The sequence below is a fragment of the Planococcus sp. YIM B11945 genome (genome assembly GCF_050864155.1).
GTDB lineage: Bacteria > Bacillota > Bacilli > Bacillales_A > Planococcaceae > Planococcus.
Genome location: NZ_JBOZWR010000001.1, coordinates 155973 through 175393, shown reverse-complemented (window position 1 = coordinate 175393; position 19421 = coordinate 155973). Strand labels below are relative to the sequence as shown.

The following is a 19421-nucleotide window of genomic DNA, read 5'->3' as shown; positions in this document are numbered from 1 at the left end:
AAATTTCATCAAAAAAAATTTACTTTTTTAAGCCATGTGCCTATATATAATGAAGAATTTCAACGGTATAACAGTGAAAAAAATTTGATATTATCTCTATCCCGTTTACGCCTTATTTTCCCACTATTTTCAGAATTATTTTCATTATATTTTCAGGATATTTCCCCTACTATTTCCAACCCTTTACGCTAAACACTTCACTCAACTAAAGCGTTAACTTCCTTAACAACTTCATTCACATCAGATACAGGTTTAATCTGTTCATCAATTACAACTGGCTTACTTGCTTCCTCTGCTTTCAATCTAGCTAACTCCATCAATGGATCAGTTGAATAAGGTGACTGTTCAAGCAATGACTCCATAGAGATAGCGTTCATCTCTCTAAGCTCCTTCAAGTTCTTAACCGTCTCTGACTCATTAGAAGGTCTGTTGTATCTAAACAATAGCTCTAGTGAAGCATACTCATCATCAGTGATAGCGATACCTCTATAGCTTAATAGTTTACGAATCTTATCATAACGCTCATATAATCCCTCTTTAAGATAACCCTCATTCTCAGATGCTTTAACCTCAGCCAATCCGAATAGCATTGTAATAGATACCTCAGATAGATTAGATATATCGCTCTTATTCATAGATACGGCAGGAGTACCAGATACATCTAATAAGCTTTGATTCAATTGGTTATACAATGCTTCAAACGCTTTAATATCTAACTGATTGCTCTTGAAATCAAAGGTACTACCATCATCTAAATGTAGTCCACCGTTGACTAATTCTTTCGGCATACCCCCATTATTTAAGCGTTGACCAGTGATAACAGGAATACCTTGAAAATGAGTATAAGTAGCGTCTACGGTCTTAGAAAGCAATAGCTCCATGTTGTCTAAGATGCCAATGAAATCATCTAATACGCTTGATCCTTCAATGTCTGAGTATTCATTATGGGTATGATAATGGATAGGAAGCCCAGAAAGGTTTGCATATTGAGCCGTAAGTTTCACCTTTCCACCCTCATTTGTATATTCCTTAACTACATCTTCCTCATATACTGTGTAATATGAAATTCCATCAAATACATAAGATTGAACGAAAGAAATCATTTCATTATGGTGATTGTATACAGGAGTTCCCTCGTCTGACGGAATAATTTTAGAATCAATATATCCCTTTTTATTTACATAGACGTATTCAGCACAAGATCCGAATTTAAGTAAATTAGATAGAATCTTTAAGTTTTTAGCATTATACTTCCCTAGCTTATTCACCTTCGCCAATTCATCAATCATTTTTTCATTCCCAGTCAATTGAACATCATTTTTCAAAAGAAACTGAGTATGGAAGTTAAGCAATGTTTTAGCGGTCTGCAATACAATCTTACGTGGTGTAATAACTTCACCGTTATACATAAACGATGGTAAGTTTTGAATCTTATGATTGCCCATTAAATAATCTTTCTTAACTTCAATGTTCAATAGACGTTGCTGATTCTGTACTGTATTTACTTCTTCAACGAACCAATGTTCATCATTTTTGTACTTTACTTTTTTATATTGCTCTAAGTTCATCTGTACACCTATCTTTCTTTTTTGTGTACGTCAATTAGACGTACCATTTACCTTCTGCCATTGCGATATTGGAAAGCATCATGCTAATTACTAAATCATCATGGTTTTTCTCTCCACGTTTGTTCCCTAGTTTTCCGTCTTTTTCAACGTATATAGTCATTTGTTCAAGCAAGGTTTTACATTCAATGTTAATCAGGCCTGTCTCAAAGTTTTGTCTGAGCATACTAATACCATGCGTTTTAGTTTGTGCTGTAGAAAGCCACCCTAGCTTTAATTTCTTCTTCCCACGTTCATCAAATGATTTCATTTTGTATAGGTTCATGTATTCATGTACTTCTCTCAATTGCTGCAATACGACTGATCCATAACTATTTCTCTCTACGCAAATAAAACTGTAGTTATACCACTTACCGAGAGAATTAATAATTTCAGCGAAATCATGCGGACTCACTTTATTAGAGTAGAAAGCTAATACTTCCTGTCCATCATCATCAATAATGCTCATGGTTGAATCATCTCCACCTACACCGGCTGCAACGTCCACTCCTGAGAAATAACGTTTTGATTTCTTTGGTAGGTGAAATACTTCTAAGCCACGACCAATAAAGCGAAAAAGCAATTGAGGGATTTCTCCATCAAGCTCATCACGTTCTAATGGTGGGGTTATATAATCCATGCGTTCCAGAATCTTAGATTGCTTGAATAAACTGTTACCAGAAGCTACAAATGATTCATAAAGGGTACTAGGATATTCTTGATGAAACTCTTCTAAATCCATATCAAGTAGTTTAAAACGTCTCCACATTAAACTTCTGATAGCACAACCCTTTTCATGAAGTATCTTTTCATCTTCCTCAAAGTCCTTTGGAGATAATCGAACGCCTTTATTAGTTGATTTAAACCATTCTTCGGCTTCGTCCATTTCAGTCCTCCATTGTTTCAAATACAACTTATGATAAAAAGGAATGAAGTACATCTTGAATCGACTCTTGCCCTTATCAGAGTTCATACAAAGCTCATAGAAGCTATTCATGCCTTTAGCAGTTGATTCTATAATCAATCTACTGTGCTTTCCTTTAGCTAATGATTGGATTACTGAAAGCAACTGTCTATCAATATCATTGTAGAAAGCTAATTCTGATAGCAAACAGAAATCTATTGTTATACCTCGTCCAATATCCTTATCGCCTGCCGTTGTTGATGTAATACGTGAACCATTCTCAAAAAATAGTTCCGATCTATTCTCACGTTTAACTTTAGGAAAAGCGTTAGGATATTTCTCTCTAGGTAAAGTAGAGTTCATATCTTTAAGCTTATCGAATAGTGATTTAGCAGACGCACCTAGATAAGATACAATCAATATATTCTGATTAGGTACTGTACAAGCTAAATGCAATGCCTTAGCCAGCATATAAGTTGTAATTCCTGCCTGTCTGGACTTTGGGACAACTACAAATTTATTATCTTTAAGCAACTTCTCAATATCTCTCTGAGCTTCATTAATAGTGAACTTCTGACGTTCTCCATCATTATTCTGTATCTCTACAAAGTTCTTAGCGAATGCTTCAAAGTCATTTAATACGGCTTCTAGCTTGTTTGTCGGCTTCTTTTCTTTCGCTACTACCATCTATTACAACTCCAAATCATCAAATGAATTAGAATCAGATGGTTTAACATTGCTCGCTGCCTTATTGAAAGCTCTGATTTCCTTTTGAATTTGTAGTAGCAACTTGATGCTCTTTTCATCTGCATCTTCTGCTACAGCACGTTCAGCGGTATTCTTATATACCTTCTCTAAATCATTAGCAAATTTTGATTCTAAATACAGGGAAAGTAACTGTAAATACTGTGGCGTTCGTTCCCATTTTGTATATTCATTAAAGGATTTCACACCTAGTTTTGACATTAACTTTTCTTCTGTCTCTTTTTCTTTGTTCTGGTCATAGCTCAGATCATGTTTCCAACAAAAATACATACGTTTCTTCCAACTTAGTCCCTTTAGTGCTTCATAAATATCCATCTATATCTTCTCCTTCTGATTTTCTGCACAAAAAAAGACCTGTCAGAATATCTCTGACAAGTCCACGTTATGTCCAAATGCTATTGGACGTTTATTTAATTCTATTTCGATTTCATTATCCAATCCCTCAACTCCTATATGTCTCAGAATGGCTAAGGTATTTAATTTATAATATTTCTGCCAAAAGTATTCTGTTTGCTTACCTAAATATTTCTCTTGCCTATACTCAGTTAGTTCTAATAAACGGTCAAAGTATACTTTTTCAAATTCCTCTTTGTTCATGTCTTGTCGGATTGTTTCATCTACAATCTTCACTTGATAACTTTTGTAATAGTATTCTATATCAAAATGAGCTAGTTGTTTTTTTGCAGATTCCAGTATTTCAATTTCTCGTTCACTAGGACGCTTTTTGTTTCTGATTTTATTAAATCTGTGATAACTAGTTTCTTCTTTTTTAAGAAATGAAGTAAATTCTTCGCTCACTTCATCATATTCCTGTTTACTAACTAATTTATTACTACCGTCAATTTTCTTGAAGTTATAGAAAACCTTTAATTCTATTCGCTTATCTTTCTCCAATCGCTGAAAAGCGTTTTCGACAATATCTAAATTTCTTTTAGTAATGGTATGAATAAATTCATCACGAATTTCACTAGCGTTAAAGAGTCCTGGCGTTTCTTCATGAAGCTTACCAATCATATTTACTATCTTTTTTGAATAGAAATTATGGCTTTCAAGAATCTTCAACTCTCTTATCCACGCTCCATAAGCATTAGCCGAATTATCTTTAAGCTCAACTAATTTATTGAAGATATACTCGTCCATTAAGAAATCTTTGCTCGTTGCCCGTCTACCAATGTTTCCACCCATATCTTTAATTGGTTGATCCTTTAGGCCAGTTAAGAAGTATTTGCGAACACTTTCTTTTCCTTCACAAGATACGTTATCAAATAGGCAATTTAATTTACGCAATACGGCTTTATGAGTAGAGCTATTTTTCTTTAATGCTCCACGTTCTTTCCAAACTGCTGTTTCAAACTCTGAGCCATCACTGTAGCTATATAGCATTAACAATTCAATAGCTTCACGTTCCGTATAAAATTCTTTTTCTATAAGTGTCATTCTATAAGTCATCTCAATTCTATAAGTTAGTTTTGTTTTGCGTCCAAGTTTTCAGGAGATTGCTCAAGGATTCATTTTGAGAAAAAATCCAAAATGTCTTTTTTGTCTCTGAATGAGCCATGCAATGGATTGGTATTTGTCCATTCTCCATAAGAAATTTCATTTGTTTATAGCTAAAGCAGTTATAGTTGTTTCTCATAATAATTCTCCTTTGTATAAGTAATATAAAAATAATGAAGGTGCATTAAGCACCGTCTTGAAATCGTGAGCATAGCGAACTATGAAAGACGCTTATATAGTATCGGTTGCAGGTGTGCAACCTCTTTCGCAAACAAGTTTGCTCAGTTGTAATTAAATAATTTATTTTGGACTAAGCTAAGACATATATATAATTATATATTATACCTAAGCTTAGTCCAAAAGTATATTACTTGTTGTATTTATCTAAAGCTCTCTGCAACTGTTCACCTTTTGCATATAACGTGAAGATATTGCTATCGTCCTTAATGCTTTTAGCTTTAATGATATAGGGAATCCCTTGCTCTTTTAGGAATAGCGATAAATTCTTTGTATAGCAGAAAAAGAAATCATTGCTAGTAGCTTCATCTATTCGTTTCATAATTGACTCTCCTTTCGTTCTGAAATCATAATCTTTCTCTTATTAATAAACGCATAACTGAAAGCTCTATCCATTGTCATACTATCTAATTCGTCCCATTCAATAGTTCTAGCAGCAAACTTTTCTACTGTCTCAAATGAAGCTTCTGGAAGCTCTACAGGATAACCTAAATGTTTCTCATACCATTTCAAGTCAATCCGTTGCTCCCACCTTGCTGTTAAATCAGGATTGTTACCAGAAGAATCAAAGCACAACTTCCCTTTGTTTTTGCCTGATTGCTGCAATCTAATACTAATATCCATTTCAGCACGTAGCATGAACCAATACAATTGATCCTTAGTATACATTTCCAATACTTCAACTAACTCCATCATTTCAAACTTCTCTAGGTACGATAGAAAAGTATCTCTAAAGCGTTCATCATAATAACCCTTGAATCCAACGTCACAACAAAGAAGAATCATTTTCCCCTGCACTGTTTCTGGAAGAGGAATATTATACAAAGCATAGAGTTGAATTAGTGTACTCATAGCAAATTTATCTGTGTAGCAATCTCTATGAACATTTGACACTAAGTTGATATTTGCTGATTCAGTATTGAAATAGCTGTTAGCATTTAATCGTGTGAGGTGATTGTCAAAAGTTTTGCCAGTAGCTAATGCTGCATCAACTCCGATAGGTTCACGCTGATCCATAGGGTTAATCTTGCTAATGCTATGAAAGCTAAAGAACGAATTAACCTCTAAGCCGAAATGATGCTTCAAAAACATCGCACTTAGCAAGCTATCCATGTCATTTGTAATCATTAAGTTGTATTTATCTTTATTTAAATCGTTAGTCCAGTTTGCGTATTCTTCTCTAATTTTCTTTTGCATGATGAATGATTCATCAAGATAGTTCCCTTTGGCTGTTGCTTCCTTTTTCTCAATATACTCACTGCATTTTTATAAATACAGAAACAGGCGATTGCCTAATGTAGAGAAAAAGGAAAGCTAAGTTGATTATTCATATTACAACTCCTTCTTATATTGGGATTCTCTTTTATGTGTTTAGTTCTGTTCGATAAATTCTCTATACTTCATTTGCTTATTAACGTCTAGGTTAGCTTTATCATTTTCATAGAGCGATAACATTGCTATAGAACAATCAATGTAATTTGCAATTTCACGAAGCTTGATTCCCTTTTTTCTTCTAAGTAAAAACAGATCAATCTTTTCCATATTAATTCCCTTCTTCCCATTTAAATTTTTGATTTTCTTGTATTAAAAAATGACACTCACCAATTAAGGTAAGTGCCAATTAGTTTAAATTAACCTTCTACGATTTCGAAAGATGCAGCGGCTTTTTCGTTCAACAAAGAAATACCTAGTTGAGTTTCCAAGAATACAGATTGTTTAGAACCTGATACTGGCTCAACTTGACCATGCAAAGGAATAAGAACAGGCATTTCAATATATTCTGGGTTAGCGATAAACATTTTGCCTTTACCAATTTCCTCAGTCAATACAAAAGTAACTTGTCCAAAAACTGTAGAGTAAACATCAGCGTCAAAGCCCATGAATTTCTCTCTTGCAAGGTGAACAACGTTAGCAGAATCAACAAGGTTTTTCTTCATAGATGCTGGAAGGAAAGCAACCATGTTATCAGATACGCCTGCATCATATAGTTTTTCAACTACTGCTTCAAAAGCGTTATCATCAAATACTCCACCAGTTAATTTATTGTCAGTGTCAATTTGCTCTAGGATACCGCTAGTATGGTAAGTACCAGTAGCAGCGTCATAAGAACCGACACCATGAATCAATTTGTTTTCTACACGACGTTTGATAGCTTTAGTTTTAGAATCTACTTCTTTAGCAAGTAAATCATTGATTCCATGATGGCTAGAGTATTGAGCAGTATTAGAAACTGTTGCTGTATTAGCAAAGATTTCAAGGAAAATCTGTTTCAATTCGTTACCGTCTTTAGTGTATTGTGGTGCGTCTCCACCTTCTGCAAGTGTTACTGCCGAATCAGCAATTTCTGTTTGAATCCAAGTGTAAACAGGTGCAGATGCCGGAACTTGTTTTGACAACAAGAACGTTGTAAATGGGTTCTGTTTTTTGTTTACCTCTACCAATACGTCTCTTAAATCAATTACTTTATCTTCTACTTTGAACATTTAATATTCCACCTTTGGGTTTTTTAGTTTTTTAGTCAATTTAAAAAGCACAGATCAGCGATTGCCGAAAAGTGCTTTTATCATTGATTTTGAATCTCCATTTTGTTTTGCTACCGTATATGAATCTTGCTTAGTGTTTTCTGTTGGCTGATATGAAAGCGATACTTTAATGTCATTAACAATTGAAGTGAGTTTTTTGACAGTAGCTTTAAGCTCTGCTTCATTAGAAACATTGATAACTTCTTCAAACTGTTCTAGTCCCGATTCTTTTAAGGAAGCTTTAATCTCACGTTTAAATAGTTCGGCTTCACGAATTTCTAACGCTTTCTGAGCTTCGGCCAGGGAATTAATTTCTTCTGTACCTGCTTGTATATCATCAATAACTTCTGTTTCTGTAATAACCTCAGTAGTTTCAATATCAGTAGCTTCCACTGTTTGTTCTGCTTTGTTTTCCATAATGATTCTCCTTTTTATTAATTAAATTTTAGTTTTACTTCTTGTCGTGATAAGACAGGTTTACCAAAATAAATACCGCTAAACTCAAAGATAAAATCTGAGTCAGCGGTGTAATCGCAGTAGTATGAACCTTGTGAGAGGTCAACAATACCCTCTGTAATCGTCTCCGAAAGAAGTTGTTGCTTATCGTATATTTTGAGTGTTACCTCTTCTGGATCAATAGCATTGCCATGAAAATCCTTGAAGGAAACACACAAGCGAGCCGTATCGCCTTTTAACATTAAATCACGCTCATTTCTGTTGCGTTTTCTCTTAGTTCTGTATTTGTTTCATTGGTCATTAAATTAACGTTTGATTGATTTTCTATAATATAAATCATTGCATATACTGGCTGTTCTTCTTTAAATGGCACAATAATTTCAGTCACAATTCTTACTGGCTGCATAGTTGATTCTACTGTTCTGATAGCTTTAACTATTCGAGAAGCATTAGAACCAATTCCAGATACTTTAGAGGAAACAATGTGAGTTTTAATATTAGCGTTAGCCAATGCTTCAACATTGCTTACAATGTCGTCTATCATGGATTCTGCAATTGCTGTAGCTCTCTTAGAGACGCTTGAAGAGATAGATTGAGTAGATGTTACCACCGACTGCAACTTACGCTTTGAACGACTCAGAGAGCTTAATACAATACCTAAATGGCTAGTAACTGTTGCTGTAACTTTCTTAGCAGGAAGTGACGGAACACCAAAAACTTTAAGATAAGGGTAATCTGCAAATCCCCAAATTGAAGAATCCCAACTAGAAAAATTAGATGGATCAGCAAACTGAGAAGTGGTCAGTGGCGTTCCTGATTGTGATTTAGAATTAGTATCTACGTTATAGAAAGAATCTGTAACGTTATTAGCAGCAGTTGCACCACTTAATAAATCACCAGTTAAAGCCATACTTTCATATCCAGACCCCGTTGCTGTTCCTGTGCCGTAAGTGTATGAGTTTCTTATGAAACCTAATGAATTAGTTATATTTCCGACTAATCCACCTACACGACCAGCACCATCAACTTTACAAGAAGCCCAGGAGTTAGATACTGTTGATTCAACGTGCCACCCAACAAGCCCACCTACTCCATATTGTCCAAAAATTTCACCTGTAACAGAACATTGGTCTATTGTTGATTTACTAGTAGTATATCCAGTAATTCCACCGACATAGTTTGTATCAGATTTTCCTTTTACGGAACAATCCACAAGAGCAAGATTCTTAACTGTTCCTTCTCTTACATAGGCAAACAAACCGATATTTACAGTAGTTTTATAAATGGTGAGATTTTTTATTTTCTTACCGTTACCATCAAATACACCTCTAAAGGAGTTATTATAATCAGCACCGATAGGAACAAAGTTTGCTACAGATGATAAATCAATATCATTCATTAGCTTGTAATGAGCCGTTAAATTATTTCTTACAGCGTTTAAATCTGCAATCGTACTAACTTGATAAGGACTTGCAATAGTGCCTGATCCTAACATTTAATCACCTACAATACTTGCGGTACTTGTAGTTTATGAACGATTGTTAATTCATCATCAGCAGATTCAAATGTAAAGTTAGTGAAGCTTTCTGTTGCAATTGCATTAATTCCAGTTGGGGAATCAAATACAACTGACTTCCCTACTGTTTGATTAGTAAATAAAGCGTCTGAACCTTTAATGACTAGCTTGTATTCGATTGTTGGGGTTGAGCCATTACCTGTGATTACAAGACCGTCAGCAGTCCCAAAACGCTTTAAAACTGTACCGTCTGGTTTGCGAACCTCTAAGTATTTCCAGTTAGCAATTACAAACTCACGAATCTTTTGATAACCGTATTGATTGATTTCTGCCATATAAAATGACCTCTTTTCATTTAAATGTTTTATTGAAATTTTTGATTAATAAGCATAAGAAAAAGAACCTCTAATGGCATTAAGAGGTTCTTAGTAGGGAATAAATAATGACTAAACACGAACTGAGGTCTTGACTCCTCATAGTATTCAGTATGTGTAGCACGTAAATTAATCTGGAGGAAAAAAATACGTGAATGAAGGATAAATTAGTTTGACTAATTCACCCCTACAATAGTACCTAATTATAAACAATAAGTGTTACGTTTTAGTGTTATTAAATAACTGCCTTGTCAGCAGTTGGTAGTTGAGATTTCTCTTCCATACGCTTAATTCTGTTCTTAAATGCAGATTCTTTCATTTCAACTGCTAAAGCAAAGTAACGTTTGTTGTATCCAATGATATTACCATCTACATCAAAAGTGAATGGATCAATGTTAGCAGCGTTAATTTCTTTCTGCATCTTACTCTTTAGCAAATTGTAGAAGCTTGCTTGATTGCGTGTTAATTTACCTTCATCAAGATTCAGAACGCTCGCAGCATTAGTTTTAATAAATTTATTCTTACGGATTTTCTCTTTCGTTACATAATACTTTTCACCGTTAATATGATGGACTTTAGTTTCAAGCAGTTTAGTAAGTTTGCGGTCTACTTTATGTTTTGTGCTGATAGCAATAAAGCCAATAATTTCATCTTCTGTTCTGGTCAAATCAACGCTAGGAAGCACCTCATTTAGAAATTCTAAAATCAAAGGCGAATACTGATCCGCTAACTTTTTCTTCTCTCTATTGATTGCAGGAAGAATATTTAAAAACTCCACAAACTCATGATAAACAGTTCCTTTACCAATCTTGTCCCAAACTTTAGCAGGGACTTTATCAAAATCATCTTTATGATAATGGAAGCCATGCTTTACAAATGTGCTATAAATCAAATGGAGAGCGTCACCATCTTGTATTTCATGTTGGCTTCCTTCAAACAAATATTTCTTTCTCATGCTATTAGATTTCTTAGTATATCTAGCAAGCCATACTTTCACATTGTAAGCCAAGCGATACTCAGCAGTATTTTTCTTTGGTGAATACTTTGGTCTCCACCGATTAAATGTTAATGTGTAATGTCCATCTTCTTCATTGTAAAACTCTTGCTCTACCTGCTTACAGATCATTGTAGTATTAACCATATTTGATTGAGCTAATTCTAATATCTCAGTAGCAAAATCAAATTCCCCTTGTTGATGTGCTTTTATCTTCTCTTTAAAGTTCAATTCTCATTTCTCCCTTATAGCAGGAACGTAAAAAATCCCCACTTTATATATTATATACTGATTTCTTCGATTTATCAACTAGATTTTGTAAAAATTTCATTTTATTGTATATGCGTCTAAAAAACATGAAAAGTAGACATGCCCAAACACCCGTAAAATAGGGCTTTTTTGCATGTCATTTATCCAATAAAACTCATATTTTATTTAAAAATTTAAATGAGATTGTTGTTTATAATCCTCTTCAAGATAGCTTATATAATACCTACAGTTATTTATCTTCTCCTGATCTGAACCATTCACTATCATATTCCATAAGCTTTCTTTCGCTTCCTCAATTTCTTTTTTAATATCCTCCATTGTCTATTCCTCCTATGATAATTTTCTTTATTCTTTCTGTCTATTTACTTGACTTTGACGCTTTTCAACTAGCAGAATGGGGAGCGATTATAGGAAATGTCGATAATTGTTGCCTTACTTTCAAACACAAATAAAACTATGTCTGAAAGTAAAGCAGCAATTCCGTTTTTAACTAGCGTCATGTAGTCGCTGATATATGAGGTTTCTACGACCTTGTTTAATTGGAAACTTTCGTTTCTTATACTCCCATCTGATTACTGCCCCAGATGATTACAGAGATATAATGCTAACGCCTTAACGTTACAGTAATCACACCTAGCCCTTTGAGGTGGCTACCACCTTTCTTCCAACAGGGTAAACAAGGAAACCCTTTAATGTCGGATATATCCCTATTTTTGCTGTAGTTGGGATTCTTGACGTAGGATTTAATGAGGTTTAACGGCAATCCCCTCATGAACCTCCCGTAAAAAGACAATACTTAATAACCCTTGCAATATCACATTTTTTGCGATAACATGAAGGTACAATTTTGAATACGGGAGTATTCTATATTTAGTTAAGGAGATTAGTGACTGCAATCACTGATCTTCTTTTTTTATGCCTATAAATAGGTTCTTAAATTGGTAGCTACTTCACTTACATCTAAATCCAGATATAAATTTGTAACTGCTAAATTGCTATGTCCAAGAGCTTTAGATATTAATGCTACGTTTGCACCCTTCTCTAATAATGCCTTTCCATATCCTCGCCTTATTGCATGAGGATTAATATTCTTCAAGTCAAATTCCTTACTGTACTTATGCAACCTCTTAGAAATCGCATTGTTAGTTGATTTCGTATCAAGGGAAGTTCCCTTTTGGCTAATGAAAAGATAATTATTCTTCTGGTTATATCTCGCTCTGATTTTCTCATTTTGTTGAATCAATACTTTATACAATTTTGCCATCTGTTCATCTATAGGTAATTGCAACATTTTGTGATTCTTCAAGATTGAGCCGTCTAAATTTAGGGTTAAAGTATCAAAGTCGATATGCTTTTCTTCCAACTGACCAAGAGTATTGATCCGAATACCTGTTTTAAATAGCGTAATAATCGCTACAGCGTCTCTCAGGCCTATGAAAGTGTTCAAGTCAAGCAGAGACAGCAGAACGCTTATATCATTGCCTGTAGCACCCTTTTTGACGTTTTTATCTACCTTAACGTTTATCTGCTTCCAAAACTTTGCTTCAAGCCACCCATTATCAAAGAATTTTGAAAGGATAGCTTTAAAGCATTTTAAGCGTGTAAGCTTTGTTTGATTAGATACAGTCATAGAACCTAACCAATCGTAGATACTCTTAGAGGTAATTTCATTTAGATATGTACTACCTGTAATTTCTCTATAATGCTTCATGTGCAATTGATAATCGCTTATTGTCCTTTTGCGAAACCCACTTACTTTCATTTGCTTAATAACAATTTCTAGCGCTTGCTCAATCAACATCTTATTTTCCTTCTGTTGCTTTGTTGGTTCGATTATTCCTCTTACATCAATAGCAACATCAAACACACCACTTTTTTTAGGCAACAAAAAAACCTCCTAATCAATTAGATTAGAAGGTAGTTTCGTTCAACGCATAGTTTAGGGAGATAATTGTTAGGTTAGAATCCTGACCGTTTCCCCTAAAGCTTATAAACGTTGATATATCAATGATTTCGACTATTACCAAAATGTCCCAGGAGGGATTCGAACCCCCGACCGACGCCTTAGAAGGGCGTTGCTCTATCCAGCTGAGCTACTGAGACGCTACTTTCTTAGTGTCCAGACTCCGGCGCCCAGATTCTCGGGATCATAAGCCACTCTGGCTGTGTGGCTGAAAAGATGCCGCTTCACCCCTTCGTCTTATGCCCGTCGAATCTACATGGGCGCCTTCGCTTTTCTAACGAAAGACAATTCTTATTATAGAAATCATTTTAAGAAAAGTCAACGCTATTTCAAAAAAATAATTAAAGAAAGTATTTCCAGTGTTTTATTTTTCTGTTCTCAGCCATTCCGGCATAGCGCGTTCCAATTCACGCAGCGCATTGCCGCGATGGGAAATCGCCGCTTTTTCTTGTGCGGACAGTTCGGCCATCGTTTTATTCAGCGTCGGCACATAAAAAATCGGATCGTAGCCAAAGCCGTTTTCCCCGCGGCGCTCTTTCAATATATGGCCTTCACAAAAGCCGGCGAACGTTATGGTTTCTTGACCTGGAGCCGCTACGGCTAAAACGCAGCGGAAACGAGCGGTGCGTTCTTCGTCAAGAACGCCTTCAAGATTCGCCAAGACTTTGTCGATATTGGCTTCATCGCTTTTTTCTAGACCTGCATACCGTGCGGAATACACGCCTGGCCCACCGTTTAAGGCGTCGATTTCCAAGCCGCTGTCGTCGGCTATTACAGTTGTTTGCAGCGCATGAGCGACCGCTTCTGCCTTTAAGATGGCGTTTTCTTCAAACGTCGTGCCGGTCTCTTCCACATCGAGGTCTTTTGCCACATCAAGCAGCGTCAAGACCTCATAGCCAAGCGGCGACAGCAAGGCTTCAAAATCTTTAGCCTTGCCTTTGTTTTGTGTCGCAATGATTACTTGTTTCATAGGTTCGAGTTCACCTCTTCGCCGATTCGCTCAGCCAACTCTCCCAATACTTCGCGCTGTATTGCAATCAATTGCTGGATGCCTGATTCGCCGAGGTCCAACAATTCGTTCAGCTCTGCGCGTGTAAACGTCGATTCTTCACCAGTTCCTTGAAGCTCGACAAAATGGCCGGCTCCGGTCATGACGAGATTCATGTCGACGTCGGCCGAAGAATCTTCAAAATAATTCAAGTCAAGAACCGCCCCTATTTCCGGAACAACCCCGACGCTTGTTGCCGCCAAGAAATCCGTTACCGGGAAAGCCGACAATTCCAGTTTGCCGATCGCCATCACCATTGCGACAAACGCGCCAGTAATCGAAGCAGTCCGCGTGCCGCCGTCTGCCTGGATGACGTCGCAGTCAATCCAAAGTGTGCGTTCGCCCAATTTTTCCAAGTCGACAACTGCACGCAAAGCACGGCCGATCAATCGTTGGATTTCCATCGTTCGGCCGCCAATTTTCCCGCGGGATGCTTCCCGCTGGTTGCGGCTGTTTGTCGCACGCGGCAGCATGGAATACTCAGCGGTTACCCAGCCTTTTCCTTGCCCTCTTAAAAAGCCTGGAACTTTTTCTTCAATTGTCGCTGTGCAGATTACTTTTGTCTGGCCGACAGTAATCAGTACGGAACCTTCGGGATGAATCAAATATTCAACGTCCATATGCACCGGTCGTAGTTGATTGGCTGTTCGTTCGTCTATACGTGTCATGGGATTTCCTCCTTATGTTTGCTCAATTAGCGTACCATATTTGGTCATGAACGACAAAAAACCCAACAATGGATCGTCAGGTTTTGGAAAAACGAATGGAATGGATCAACGGGTCTTCTATGCCAAGCCATTTTTCAATGATTGTCTGAAAAATTGGCGTAGATCCCGAAGTGTAAAAATGGTGCACAGGCGGTTTTTTTCGTTTTGCCCGGCGGTTAATATAATCCAAATGCCGCTCGACATCTTTGGCGGTTTCTTCTGCAGAAGAAAGCACCCGGACTCCTTTGCCGAACGATTCTTCAATAAACCCTTGCAGTAGCGGATAGTGGGTACAACCTAATATCGCTGTATCAAACGATTCGCCTGCTAGCTGAGAAAGCGTATCTTTCACCATTTCCCTTGCAAATTCGCCTTCGTATTCGTCGCTTTCCACCAGTGGCACAAATCGCGGACACGCCAGCTGGACAACGTGCGAAGACGATACGAGCGATTTGATGGCTTTTTCGTACGCCCCGCTTTGTACGGTTCCGAGCGTCCCGAGTACGGCAATCTCTTTTGTAGAAGAAGAAGTGACAGCAGCTCTCGCTCCCGGAAAAATTACGCCAATCACCGGGATCGGCAAATGCTTTTGCAAGGAATTCAATGCGGCGGCCGTCGCGGTATTGCACGCGATCACCAGCATTTTAATATTTTTCTTCATTAAAGCGGTAGCCATTTGCCACGTGTATTTCCGAACTTCTGCGATTGGACGAGGTCCGTAGGGACATCTGGCGTTATCACCGACATAGTAAATTTGTTCATTTGGCAGCAACTGCATAATTTCTTTAGCGACTGTAAGGCCGCCTACTCCTGAATCAATAACACCAATTGGCGCGTTCACCGTTTATCTCCTCAATCCTTAACTATTTCATGTTGGTATGCAATTTCTCCAGCAAAAATGAAAACTGTTCCACTTCCGGCTCTGAAAAATCAGCCAACACCGTCTGCAAATACTCTTGCCGTTTTTGAATCACTTCTTCAATGATCCGCTCGCCTTCTTTTAACAACTTGATACGGACGACGCGGCGGTCTTGCTCTTCGCGGATCCGCATGACCAAATTGTTTTTTTCCATCCGGTCAACCAAGTCGGTTGTGGTACTGAAAGCCAAGTACATTTTATTGGAAAGATCGCCGATTGTCATGTCCCCATGCTCAAAAAGCCATTGGAGGGCTACAAATTGCGGGGGAGTAATCGTATACGAATTTAAAATTTCCCGGCCTTTTTGCTTAATGATGCCGGAGATGTACCGCAATTCTTTTTCCATAAACGCGATCCGTTCTGGGTCGTGCACCTTGTTTTTAATGTTGTCGGCCATAAATCAATTTCACTCCTTAAATACAATTGTTACTTTCTATAGTGAAGGTTTTTCCCCAATATGGCAAGAAATCCTTAGTTTTTTGCGGATAGCGAGTGCTGCCTTGCAAAAAGTTCTTTTTCTCCCTCTGTCCACGGATGCCCTTTGCCGGTTTCTTTCGAAATTTGGACCATGGCCCCTCTTCCGGTAAAGCACGTTTCCCCTTTTTCATTGGTGACCCAGTAATGAACATCGATTGACGAACGGCCCACTGAATCGACTTTTACATGGACATCCAATAGTTCATCAAAATAGACTTGCTGCGTGTAATCGACTTGTATGTCCGCGACTACCGGAATGCAGCCATTGTCGCCCATCAGCCAGTGCTGCATCAACCCAAGTTCTTTCATATATTCGATGCGTGCAAATTCGAAATACGTAATCGGCACCGTGTTGTTGACGTGGCCGAACATATCGGTTTCCGAAAAACGGACGTGTACAGGAACCGAAAAAGAAAAGCCTTTTTTCCACTCATCTAAATTCTCAATATAACTCGCTTTCATCGTTTAGCCTCCATTTTATCAGTATGTTTTTTTAGTATAGCAAATATGCATGTCAAGGTACGGAATTTCCGCTAAAACAGAACAAAATAAAAACCCCCGCTTAAAGCGGGGGTTTTGAAAACTCCTAGTCAACCATTCTGTCGCTTCCGAAGAAGTTGCGGAACATTTGAACAGTCGTTTCGCGGTTCAATGCTGCGATTGAAGTTGTCAAAGGAATTCCTTTAGGGCAAGATTCAACACAGTTTTGAGAGTTACTGCAGCTTGCAAGCCCGCCTTCGCCCATGATGGCGTTCAAGCGCTCATCGCGGTTCATAGAACCCGTTGGATGCGCATTGAAAAGACGTACTTGTGAAAGTGGAGCAGGTCCGATGAAATCGGATTTATCGTTAACGTTCGGGCATGCTTCTAAGCACACGCCGCACGTCATGCATTTTGATAATTCGTAAGCCCATTGGCGTTTGCGTTCAGGCATGCGAGGTCCTTCGCCTAAATCATGCGTTCCATCGATTGGAACCCAAGCTTTAACTTTTTTCAACGATTCGAACATCCGGCTGCGGTCAACGATCAAGTCGCGGACTACTGGGAATGTTTTCATCGGCTGAAGGCGGATCGGCTGTTCTAACTGGTCAACCAAAGCTGTACACGATTGGCGTGCTTTGCCGTTGATGATCATTGAACAAGCGCCACAAACTTCTTCCAGACAGTTCATGTCCCACGTTACCGGGGTTGTCTTTTTCCCTTCCATGTTAACAGGGTTACGACGGATTTCCATCAATGCCGAGATGACATTCATGTTGGCGCGATATGGTAATTCGAACTTTTCCCAATACGACTCTTCGTTCGTAGAGTTTCTGCGTTCGATTTCAAATAAAACCGTTTTTGCTGCTTCACCCATGGTAAATTAGCTCCCTTCTTAGTGTTTCGCTGAATAATCACGGATGCGCGGTGGAATTAAAGAAACGTCGACTTCTTCGTAATGGAAAATCGGTTCATTATAACCATCGAATTTTGCCATTGTCGTTTTCAAAAATTCCTCGTCATTGCGCTCAGGGAAGTCCGGCTTGTAATGAGCGCCGCGGCTCTCGTTGCGCCGAAGCGCGCCGAGTGTAATTACTCTAGCTAAATGTAACATGTTTTTCAATTGGCGTGCGAACATCGCACCTTGGTTGCTCCAAAGTTGTGTGTCCGTAATGCTAATGTTGTCAAAGCGTTGTAACAATTCCTGGATCTTCTCATCCGTTTTCTGCAATCGGTCGTTATAGCGAACTACAGTCACGTTATCCGTCATCCATTCACCAAGTTCTTTGTGGAGAACATAAGCATTTTCAGTTCCGTCAAGTGCGAGAATTTCTTCCCATTTGCGCTGCTCTTCAGCCACTGCGGCATCGAAGATATCAGATGGAAGATCTTCCGCAAGCGTATCCAAACCATTAATGTACTCGATTGCATTCGGACCTGCCACCATACCGCCGTAAATAGCTGATAGAAGTGAGTTCGCACCTAAACGGTTTGCCCCGTGCTGCGAATAATCGCATTCTCCGGCAGCAAGTACGCCTGGAATACTTGTCATTTGGTGGTCATCAACCCAAAGTCCGCCCATCGAATAGTGGACAGCCGGGAAGATTTTCATTGGAACTTTGCGCGGGTCGTCGCCTGTGAATTTCTCATAGATCTCGATGATTCCGCCCAGTTTAATATCCAATTCTTTCGGGTCTTTGTGTGAAAGGTCCAAGTAAACCATGTTCTCTCCGTTAATGCCAAGTTTTTGGTTAACGCAGACATCAAAAATTTCACGTGTCGCAATGTCACGTGGAACCAAGTTTCCATAAGCCGGGTATTTTTCTTCCAAGAAGTACCAAGGCTTGCCGTCTTTGTATGTCCAAATACGTCCGCCTTCACCGCGTGCCGATTCTGACATCAAACGAAGTTTATCGTCGCCTGGAATCGCAGTCGGGTGAATTTGAATAAATTCGCCGTTTGCGTAATAAGCGCCTTGCTGATAAACGATCGAAGCTGCAGATCCTGTATTGATCACCGAGTTGGTTGATTTTCCGAAAATGATTCCCGGGCCGCCAGTCGCCATGATGACTGCATCGCCGCGGAACGCTTTGATTTCCATTGTCGTCATGTTTTGCGCCGTAATGCCGCGTCCTATGCCGTTTTCATCCAACACAAGGCCAAGGAATTCCCAGCCTTCGTATTTTGTAACCAAGCCGTTTGCTTCTTGGCGGCGAACTTGCTCGTCAAGTGCATAAAGCAATTGCTGGCCAGTTGTCGCTCCAGCGAATGCGGTTCTGTGGTGCATCGTTCCGCCGAAACGGCGGAAATCCAGCAAACCTTCAGGCGTACGGTTGAACATAACGCCCATGCGGTCTAGCAAGCGGATAATTCCTGGTGCTGCTTCCGCCATCGCTTGAACCGGTTTTTGGTTCGCCAGGAAGTCCCCGCCGTAGACAGTGTCGTCAAAGTGAATTGCCGGGGAATCCCCTTCACCTTTTGTATTCACCGCTCCGTTAATTCCGCCCTGTGCACAAACAGAGTGGGACCGTTTTACAGGAACGATCGAAAATAGTTCAACGGGTGATCCTGCTTCTGCAGCTTTGATTGCTGCCATCAAACCAGCAAGTCCCCCGCCGACAATAATAAGTTTGCCTTTCGCCATTTTGGTATTCACTCCTCTTTTAGTTCACCAGTATGGAAGCGTTC

General features: G+C 38.6%; 22 protein-coding genes and 1 tRNA gene. All 23 read right to left on the bottom strand.

Annotated elements, in window-relative coordinates:
* Positions 1 to 197: 197 nt before the first annotated feature.
* The gene (locus ACRRQV_RS00945; RefSeq protein WP_432526723.1) at positions 198 to 1568 is read right to left on the bottom strand and encodes a phage portal protein; all 1371 of its coding nucleotides are present in this window, start codon (positions 1566 to 1568) and stop codon (positions 198 to 200) included.
* Positions 1569 to 1602: 34 nt separating this feature from the next.
* On the bottom strand, positions 1603 to 3195 hold the full coding sequence (locus tag ACRRQV_RS00940; RefSeq protein WP_432526721.1) for a DNA packaging protein: 1593 nt from the start codon (positions 3193 to 3195) through the stop codon (positions 1603 to 1605).
* 3 nt (positions 3196 to 3198) lie between these two features.
* Complete coding sequence (locus tag ACRRQV_RS00935) at positions 3199 to 3588, bottom strand: hypothetical protein (RefSeq protein WP_432526720.1); 390 nt, start codon at positions 3586 to 3588, stop codon at positions 3199 to 3201.
* Positions 3589 to 3630: 42 nt separating this feature from the next.
* The gene (locus tag ACRRQV_RS00930) at positions 3631 to 4710 is read right to left on the bottom strand and encodes a hypothetical protein (protein WP_432526718.1); all 1080 of its coding nucleotides are present in this window, start codon (positions 4708 to 4710) and stop codon (positions 3631 to 3633) included.
* A 427-nt stretch (positions 4711 to 5137) separates the two neighbouring features.
* Complete coding sequence (locus tag ACRRQV_RS00925) at positions 5138 to 5329, bottom strand: hypothetical protein (RefSeq protein ID WP_432526716.1); 192 nt, start codon at positions 5327 to 5329, stop codon at positions 5138 to 5140.
* Complete coding sequence (locus ACRRQV_RS00920; protein WP_432526714.1) at positions 5326 to 6204, bottom strand: hypothetical protein; 879 nt, start codon at positions 6202 to 6204, stop codon at positions 5326 to 5328. Before ACRRQV_RS00920 ends, ACRRQV_RS00925 begins: the two co-directional genes overlap by 4 nt.
* A 174-nt stretch (positions 6205 to 6378) precedes the next feature.
* Positions 6379 to 6549: an XRE family transcriptional regulator gene (locus tag ACRRQV_RS00915; RefSeq protein ID WP_432526712.1), complete on the bottom strand. Its 171-nt coding sequence runs from the start codon at positions 6547 to 6549 to the stop codon at positions 6379 to 6381.
* Positions 6550 to 6638: 89 nt separating this feature from the next.
* Positions 6639 to 7490 (bottom strand): SU10 major capsid protein, encoded by an 852-nt coding sequence (locus ACRRQV_RS00910; RefSeq protein WP_432526710.1) that lies wholly within the window; start codon positions 7488 to 7490, stop codon positions 6639 to 6641.
* A 54-nt stretch (positions 7491 to 7544) separates the two neighbouring features.
* Complete coding sequence (locus ACRRQV_RS00905; protein ID WP_432526708.1) at positions 7545 to 7946, bottom strand: hypothetical protein; 402 nt, start codon at positions 7944 to 7946, stop codon at positions 7545 to 7547.
* A gap of 17 nt (positions 7947 to 7963) precedes the next feature.
* Entirely contained in the window at positions 7964 to 8227 is a 264-nt protein-coding gene (locus ACRRQV_RS00900) for a hypothetical protein (protein ID WP_432526706.1), read from the bottom strand.
* Positions 8227 to 9480: a GLUG motif-containing protein gene (locus ACRRQV_RS00895; RefSeq protein ID WP_432526704.1), complete on the bottom strand. Its 1254-nt coding sequence runs from the start codon at positions 9478 to 9480 to the stop codon at positions 8227 to 8229. Before ACRRQV_RS00895 ends, ACRRQV_RS00900 begins: the two co-directional genes overlap by 1 nt.
* Before the next feature lie 8 nt (positions 9481 to 9488).
* A complete protein-coding gene (locus tag ACRRQV_RS00890; RefSeq protein ID WP_432526703.1) occupies positions 9489 to 9836 on the bottom strand; it encodes a hypothetical protein in 348 nt (115 codons plus the stop codon).
* Positions 9837 to 10110: 274 nt separating this feature from the next.
* Positions 10111 to 11100 carry a hypothetical protein gene (locus ACRRQV_RS00885; RefSeq protein ID WP_432526702.1) on the bottom strand — a complete coding sequence of 330 codons (990 nt, stop codon included), beginning with the start codon at positions 11098 to 11100 and terminating at the stop codon, positions 10111 to 10113.
* A gap of 204 nt (positions 11101 to 11304) precedes the next feature.
* Positions 11305 to 11457, bottom strand: coding sequence for a hypothetical protein (locus ACRRQV_RS00880; protein ID WP_432526700.1), 153 nt, complete (start codon positions 11455 to 11457; stop codon positions 11305 to 11307).
* A gap of 601 nt (positions 11458 to 12058) precedes the next feature.
* Positions 12059 to 13024 carry a tyrosine-type recombinase/integrase gene (locus ACRRQV_RS00875; RefSeq protein ID WP_432526698.1) on the bottom strand — a complete coding sequence of 322 codons (966 nt, stop codon included), beginning with the start codon at positions 13022 to 13024 and terminating at the stop codon, positions 12059 to 12061.
* A 144-nt stretch (positions 13025 to 13168) separates the two neighbouring features.
* Positions 13169 to 13242 (bottom strand) — tRNA-Arg (locus tag ACRRQV_RS00870).
* A gap of 224 nt (positions 13243 to 13466) precedes the next feature.
* A complete protein-coding gene (locus ACRRQV_RS00865) occupies positions 13467 to 14072 on the bottom strand; it encodes an XTP/dITP diphosphatase (RefSeq protein WP_432526696.1) in 606 nt (201 codons plus the stop codon).
* Complete coding sequence (rph, locus tag ACRRQV_RS00860; RefSeq protein WP_432526694.1) at positions 14069 to 14818, bottom strand: ribonuclease PH; 750 nt, start codon at positions 14816 to 14818, stop codon at positions 14069 to 14071. Before rph ends, ACRRQV_RS00865 begins: the two co-directional genes overlap by 4 nt.
* Before the next feature lie 76 nt (positions 14819 to 14894).
* A complete protein-coding gene (gene racE, locus ACRRQV_RS00855) occupies positions 14895 to 15698 on the bottom strand; it encodes a glutamate racemase (RefSeq protein ID WP_432526692.1) in 804 nt (267 codons plus the stop codon).
* Positions 15699 to 15720: 22 nt separating this feature from the next.
* Positions 15721 to 16173 (bottom strand): MarR family winged helix-turn-helix transcriptional regulator, encoded by a 453-nt coding sequence (locus ACRRQV_RS00850; RefSeq protein ID WP_432526690.1) that lies wholly within the window; start codon positions 16171 to 16173, stop codon positions 15721 to 15723.
* 74 nt (positions 16174 to 16247) lie between these two features.
* Entirely contained in the window at positions 16248 to 16715 is a 468-nt protein-coding gene (locus ACRRQV_RS00845; RefSeq protein ID WP_432526688.1) for an acyl-CoA thioesterase, read from the bottom strand.
* Positions 16716 to 16839: 124 nt separating this feature from the next.
* Positions 16840 to 17610, bottom strand: coding sequence for a succinate dehydrogenase iron-sulfur subunit (sdhB, locus tag ACRRQV_RS00840; RefSeq protein WP_432526686.1), 771 nt, complete (start codon positions 17608 to 17610; stop codon positions 16840 to 16842).
* An 18-nt stretch (positions 17611 to 17628) separates the two neighbouring features.
* Positions 17629 to 19377 (bottom strand): succinate dehydrogenase flavoprotein subunit, encoded by a 1749-nt coding sequence (gene sdhA, locus ACRRQV_RS00835; RefSeq protein WP_432526684.1) that lies wholly within the window; start codon positions 19375 to 19377, stop codon positions 17629 to 17631.
* Between the last annotated feature and the right edge of the window lie 44 nt (positions 19378 to 19421).